The 4,582-nt window shown below is 69.2% G+C and carries 7 protein-coding genes; 1 reads left to right on the forward strand and 6 read right to left on the reverse strand.

Features of this window, described 5'->3' with window-relative positions:
- Nucleotides 1–83 precede the first annotated feature (83 nt).
- A complete protein-coding gene (locus K6I33_RS32135; protein ID WP_229358095.1) occupies nucleotides 84–314 on the forward strand; it encodes a hypothetical protein in 231 nt (76 codons plus the stop codon).
- 276 nt (nucleotides 315–590) lie between these two features.
- On the opposite strand, the gene K6I33_RS32140 is transcribed toward K6I33_RS32135, so the two are convergent.
- From K6I33_RS32140 to K6I33_RS32165, 6 genes are all read right to left on the reverse strand, one after another.
- Nucleotides 591–863 carry a hypothetical protein gene (locus K6I33_RS32140; protein ID WP_229358084.1) on the reverse strand — a complete coding sequence of 91 codons (273 nt, stop codon included), beginning with the start codon at nucleotides 861–863 and terminating at the stop codon, nucleotides 591–593.
- Nucleotides 864–917: 54 nt separating this feature from the next.
- Nucleotides 918–1,754 (reverse strand): helix-turn-helix transcriptional regulator, encoded by an 837-nt coding sequence (locus tag K6I33_RS32145; RefSeq protein WP_229358086.1) that lies wholly within the window; start codon nucleotides 1,752–1,754, stop codon nucleotides 918–920.
- Nucleotides 1,751–2,263 carry a DUF6879 family protein gene (locus tag K6I33_RS32150; RefSeq protein ID WP_229358088.1) on the reverse strand — a complete coding sequence of 171 codons (513 nt, stop codon included), beginning with the start codon at nucleotides 2,261–2,263 and terminating at the stop codon, nucleotides 1,751–1,753. The genes K6I33_RS32145 and K6I33_RS32150 overlap by 4 nt, the downstream gene beginning before the upstream one ends.
- Nucleotides 2,247–2,456 carry a hypothetical protein gene (locus K6I33_RS32155; protein ID WP_229358089.1) on the reverse strand — a complete coding sequence of 70 codons (210 nt, stop codon included), beginning with the start codon at nucleotides 2,454–2,456 and terminating at the stop codon, nucleotides 2,247–2,249. Before K6I33_RS32155 ends, K6I33_RS32150 begins: the two co-directional genes overlap by 17 nt.
- A 137-nt stretch (nucleotides 2,457–2,593) precedes the next feature.
- Nucleotides 2,594–3,349 carry an SDR family oxidoreductase gene (locus K6I33_RS32160; protein ID WP_229358091.1) on the reverse strand — a complete coding sequence of 252 codons (756 nt, stop codon included), beginning with the start codon at nucleotides 3,347–3,349 and terminating at the stop codon, nucleotides 2,594–2,596.
- A gap of 4 nt (nucleotides 3,350–3,353) precedes the next feature.
- Nucleotides 3,354–4,582: glycoside hydrolase family 15 protein (locus K6I33_RS32165; RefSeq protein ID WP_229358093.1), on the reverse strand; the 1,229-nt coding region annotated here is incomplete at its 5' end.

The following is a 4,582-nucleotide window of genomic DNA, read 5'->3' on the forward strand; positions in this document are numbered from 1 at the left end:
GCATGGTGGTTCTTCCTCCGTTGCCCGGCCGCACCCGCCGCCGCGACGACCGGCTGACGCCGGGCAACGGAGGAAGAACCACCATGCACATCGACTGGGCAGCTCTCGGCCAGGTCTTCGGCGTGAGCCTCGTGGTCACCGTCGGCCTCGTGGGCGTCTTCACGCTCGGCATCATCGGCACGTCCCGCAAGCCGGCCGCCGCCGACGCGGCTTCCACGGGCGGCACCACCGCACTCGCCCGCACCGGCGCCTACACGTGCTTCGCACTGTGCGCGGCCGCGGTGGGCTACGGGATCTATCTGATCGTCGCCTGACGCGATCCCGCGTCTCCGCGTACGACCGCGCGAAGCGCCGGTCCGGCACCGCCGGACCGGCGCTTCGTCGTTCAGAACCGGCTGCGGTGGTCCTCCACTCCGTGACGGCTTCGCGGTAGCGCTGCTGTACCTCGTCGGGGCTGGTGGGGGCGGGCGTGGTGGATGGCGGTGGGCGGCGGACGCTCTCCTTGTCGAACGCCGTCTTCTCGCCGGTCCAGAGATAGCCGTGGATGTGCGGCACCTGGTCTTCCTGTCCGGGAAGGCGGGTGGCGGACTCTACGGCTTCTGATTACGGCGTGCCGACTCGCCGTAGACGAGCGCGTTCGACAACTTCTGGACAGTGGGCAATGGAACGGCCCCCAGATAGACGGACGGCTCGCCACTGAGCGACGCGCGTCCCATCAGCCGGGGCCAGGAGTCCGGGTCGCCAACCGTGATGCCCATCATTTTGAGCACCTGCCCGAGCATGAATGCGGCGTCGTCCGCCTTCTTCTTCCCTTTCATGAAGTCGTCGGCTTGCTGTGCGGCTGCTTCGGTGTCCGTGGTCATGGGAACACTGTGGAGTCAGGCACACTGTGGCACCAGCCCCAGTCGCGTCCTGGACTAAAGATCACGTATCTTGTCCGCGTGTTCGGTCAGATAGCCCCGGGCGTCATTGTCGAACAGGGCATAGCTCTCAAGAATGCTGAAGAGTTCCAGGTATGCGGCCACGTCACGCGGATCTCTCAGGATGACGACCCCGGTAGTGGTTTCCGCTGTCGCCAGATTCGTGTCGTAGACAGTGAATGTGTCCATCGGTGCTACTGGCATGTGCCCCTGGGCGGGAATCACCCCCAGCCGCACGCTGGGGAGCCTTGACACCGAGACCAGCCGGTCGAGCTGCATGGCCATTGCCGGCGCGGGAACCAGGGGCCACTTCAAGGCCAGTTCCGACAGGAGGAACGTAAACCTCTTGGTGGTGTCATAGAGAACTTCTTGCCGCTCCAGTTTCCGGGTAACGGTCCTGTTGTGGTCACCCGGGACGTGAGCGAGGCTGGCCCGGATGTAGTCGGGTGTGGACAGCAGGCCGGTGATCATGGAAAGCAGAAAGAACCGGAACTCCGTCGAGGACTTCTCGAGGGCGGCCAGTTCTTGCTGCTTCTTGTCCAGTCCCTTCCTGCGAAGGTTCCGGAAGTCCTGCCATTCCGTATTCGTGATCCTGGCTAGCGCCATGACGTCCGTCACGAGATCGGCGGGGGCGTCGACGGCCCTCAAGTAGTGTTCCACGTCCACGATGGACGGCCGCACTTTTCCGTTCTCAATCCTGGACACCTTGGATTGAGACACGTTCATACGTCGAGCGACCCGGTCCCCGGAGAGACCGGATCGCTTGCGCAGTCCTTTCAGCGAGGCCGCCAGCTCCTGCCGGGACCGGCCCAGCTGTTCGGGCTCGAAGGTCACTTGTGCGGGTACTCCAGAAACGGCACGGATTCCTCTACCGCGATCCGTTGGTACTCGATGAACGGTGCGGGGTCTCCCTCGTACAGTTCACGGCTGATCTGCTTGCCGTCTGGCTCGTAGTGCATGAGAACGATGGTGGAGCGGTCGAACATCCAGAAGTCCTGGACGTCCGCCAGCGGGTTCTCCCGGTCGGTCACGTCGAGGATTCGGATGCCTTCCCCGATGGGTGCTTGATGCCGGTAGTACCTCTCGAACTCGAACCGGAGATAGTCCGAGAGCGGACGGCTGACGATGTGCACGCGCCCGATGGTTCCCCCTGTCGCCTTGTGTTTCTGGATCAGGGCGGTCCAGGCGTCCTCGTAAGGTCCGGGGTACCGGGCCCCGTTCCTGAACGCTGCGAACTCGTCCGCTTCTTGCGGGACGAGGTACTGCGGCAGTGCCTCAAGCCTCCATGCTTCCTTCCGGAAGTTCTGGAACTTGGCTGCCCACTCCTCACCATCCAAGAGCACGGACTGCCTCCCTCAGTACGCACTCGGGGATCTCCACAAGCCCTTCCCCGGCCGGGGGGTCGAAGGCGTCGGACGCCTCGCCCTGAACCAGGAACGATCCGGTCGCCGTGCGGTACACGTTGGGGCAGTCACCCTGCCCGCATTCACCACTGCCGCTGCCGGTGAGCCGGGTGAGCGCTGCGCGTTCGGACATGCGAACCCCCTGGTCCGCGGCCCTGGCCGGGCCGACCTGTGCCGACGGTACGAGAGTCCGAGCGCGGACGTCCATGCCAGGACGTGACTATGCGCGTCATGGACTAATGATCTTGCTGTCCGGCATGGCCGTCGCCCTCAGTACCCGTGCCGTGCCCCGCCGTCCACCGGCAGCATCACGCCCGTCACGTACGACGCCGCGGGCGACAGCAGGAACGCGGCCGTCCGGCCGAACTCGTCCGGCTGCCCGTACCGTCCCAGCGGGATCTTCGCCGCGCCGCGGGCGCGGGCGGCCTCGGGGTCGCCCGAGAGGGCGTCGAGTTCGCGCATGCGGTCCGTGGCGATGCGGCCGGGCAGGAGGCCGACGACGCGGATGCCGCGCGGGGCGACCTCGGCCGAGAGGGACTTGGCGAAGCCCGCGAGGCCCGGGCGGAGGCCGTTGGAGATGGTCAGGCCGGGGATCGGCTCGTGGACCGAGGCCGAGAGGACGAAGCCGATCACGCCGCCCTCGCCGAGCGCGGCGGCCGAGGCGCGGGCCAGCCGGACCGCGCCGAGGAAGACGGATTCGAAGGCGGCGCGCCACTGGGCGTCGTCGTTGTCGGCGGCCGAGCCGGGCGGTGGGCCGCCGACGCTGATGAGCACGCCGTCCAGGCGGCCGAAGCGTTCCCGGGCGGTGTCCAGGAGCCGTTCGGCCGAGGCGGGGTCGGCGTTGTCGGCGGCCACGCCGATGGCGCCCGCGCCGAGTTCCCCGGCCGCCGCCTCGGCCGTCTTCGCGTCCCGCCCGGAGATCACCACGCGGGCCCCGTCGGCGACCAGCGCGCGGGCGGTGGCGAAGCCCAGGCCGCGGGTCGCGCCGGTCAGTACGTACACCCGGTCCTCAAGTCCAAGATCCATGGTGTCAGTCTGCCGTGTCGTGCCCCGTCAGCAGAAGGGCCGTGCCCACCAGACCGATGTGGCTGAAGGCCTGGGGGAAGTTGCCGAGTTGCCGGCCGGCTTCGGGGTCGTACTCCTCGGCGAGCAGGCCGACGTCGTTGCGCACGGCGAGGAGCCGCTCGAAGAGTTCGATGGCCTCTTTCGTCCGGCCGGTCAGGAACAGCGCGTCGGCCAGCCAGAACGAGCAGGCCAGGAAGGCGCCCTCGCCGCCGGGCAGGCCGTCCACGGGCTCGCCCTCGACGCTGTAGCGGCGGACGAGGCCGTGGTGCAGCAGCTCGCGCCGGACCGTGTCGACCGTCGAGACGACACGGGGGTCGTCGGGCGGCAGGAAACCGGTGCGGGGGATGAGGAGGGTGGCCGCGTCGAGCTCCCGCGAGCCGTAGTACTGCGTGAACGTGCCGCGCTCGGCGTCGTAGCCCCGCTCGCAGACCTCCCGGTGGATCTCCTCGCGCAGGGCCCGCCAGCCGTCGAGGTCGCCCCGGAGGGAGGGGTCCTCCTCCAGGGTGCGCACCGCGCGGTCGGCGGCGACCCAGGCCATCACCTTGGAGTGGGTGAAGTGGCGGCGCGGGCCGCGGACCTCCCACAGCCCCGAGTCGGGCTCGCGCCAGTGGTCCTTGAGGAACTCCAGGAAGCAGCGCTGGACGCTCCAGGCGTGCGGCCGGCCGCCCAGGCCGCCGCGGCGCGCCGCGTGGAGGGAGCCGATGACCTCGCCGTAGACGTCGAGCTGGAGCTGGCCCGCCGCCCGGTTGCCGACCCGGACGGGGTAGGACCGCTCGTAGCCGGGCAGCCAGTCCAGCTCCGACTCGGGCAGCCGGCGCTCGCCCGCCAGGCCGTACATGATCTGGAGGTCGGCGGGGTCGCCGGCGACCGCGCGCAGCAGCCAGTCGCGCCAGGCCGTGGCCTCGTCCTCGTAGCCGAGCGCGAGCAGGACGTCCAGGGTGAGGGTGGCGTCGCGCAGCCAGCAGTAGCGGTAGTCCCAGTTGCGCACGCCGCCGATCTCCTCGGGCAGCGAGGTGGTGGGGGCGGCGACGATCCCGCCGGTGGGCGCGTAGGTGAGGGCCTTGAGGGTGAGCAGGGAGCGCAGCACCGCCTCCTGGTACGGGCCCCGGAACCGGCAGCGGCCGGCCCACGCGCGCCAGTCGGCCAGGCTGTGGCGCAAGGCGCCATGGGGGTCGACGAGCGCGGGGCGGGGTT

It is taken from the genome of Streptomyces sp. UNOB3_S3 (assembly GCF_020740895.1).
GTDB lineage: Bacteria > Actinomycetota > Actinomycetes > Streptomycetales > Streptomycetaceae > Streptomyces.